1 protein-coding gene is annotated in these 1,462 nt (G+C 58.9%); it reads left to right on the top strand.

The features are described 5' to 3' along the window. Positions 1 to 26 precede the first annotated feature (26 nt). The coding region (locus ACR0NW_RS23955; RefSeq protein ID WP_480791961.1) for a glutamine synthetase family protein at positions 27 to 1,462 on the top strand (1,436 nt) is incomplete at its 3' end.

The following is a 1,462-nucleotide window of genomic DNA, read 5'->3' as shown; positions in this document are numbered from 1 at the left end:
GCGGCGCGCTGACAGGAGGAAGCCCAGTGCCTAAGGACAATGCAAACAGCAAGATCTATTACGAGAGCTTTCAGGACGCGGTTGAACGCAACCGCCCCAAAATTCCCGCCGTCAAAAAGCGGCTGGAAGAGGCTGGCGTCAAATATGTGATGGGCGCCTGGATCGACCTGCATGGCATCCCCAAGACCAAACCCGTCCCGATGAGCGATTTCGAACAACTGTGCCTTGGCAAAGGCCCGCAATTCGCTGTGCACTCGATCTCCTTCGTGCCGGAACTCAGCCCCGCCGACAGCGATCAGGTCGTGGTTCCGGATCTGGATGCAGTTTACATCTGCCCCTGGGACAACACGCTGGCGATCATTTTCTCGGATCTGTACTGGGAAGACGCGCCCTATAATGTTTGCCCGCGCCAGGCGCTGAAGCGTGCGATGCATGAGGCCGCGCAGGAGGGATATACCGGGTACGCCGGGGTCGAGCCCGAATTCATCGTCATGAAATATGACGAGAACGGCCAGCCGGTGAAGGCGTTCGACGACGATCCCGCAGACGGCCTGCGCCCGCGCCGCCAGGCCTTTGGCTATGACGTGGAATATTCGGTCGACTCGATGCCTTATCTCAAGGACATGATCGACATCATCGAAGATCTGGGCTGGAACCTGCATGACGTGGTGGCCGAGGGTGCCTATTCCCAGTTCGAGCTGGATTTTCACTATACCAACATGCTGGAGATGTCGGACCGTCTGGCCTTCTTGCGTATCGTGCTGAAAGAGGTTGCCAAGAAGCATGGCATGTTCGTCACCTTCATGCCAAAACCCACGGTGGGCGACTGGCGCTCGGGTGCGCATATCAACATGTCGATGCAGCACGAAAGCCGCCCCGGCGAGAACATCTTTGAGACACCGGATGGCGAATGGTCGGATGAAAGCCGTTATGCCGTTGGCGGCCTGATGCAGCACGCCGAGGCGATCACTGCGATCACCTGCCCGACGGTGAACTCGTATAACGGGCTGGTCCCGCGCGTGGGCGGGTTCGAAGGCGGCACCGTGACCTGGGCGCCGACCAACATCACCTACGGGTTCAACAACCGGTCCGCACAGTTCCGCCTGCCGCAGAGCCGTCACTGCATCGAAAACCGCGCCTGCGACATGACGATGAACGTGTATCTGGCGATGGCGATGCATCTGACCTGCGCGGTTCAGGGGATCAAGAACAAGGTCGACCCGGGCAAGCCCACGGATTTCGACCTGTATTCCAAGACCGAATCCGAGCTGACCGAGCTGGGCATTCGCCGTCTGCCGCGCACGCTGTTCAACGCAATCGAGGCGCTGCGCCATGACAAGATGGCCGAGCACGTGATGGGCCCGGTCATGCGCAAATCCTACCTCGAATACAAAAATGACGAGTGGGAACGATACCACCAGTCCGTCACAGACTGGGAAGTCCAGGAATATCTGAGACTGTA

The sequence above is a fragment of the Ruegeria sp. CF5 genome (genome assembly GCF_056537325.1).
Note: the sequence above shows the minus strand (reverse complement) of the source record. Positions and strands in the feature narration are given on the sequence as shown.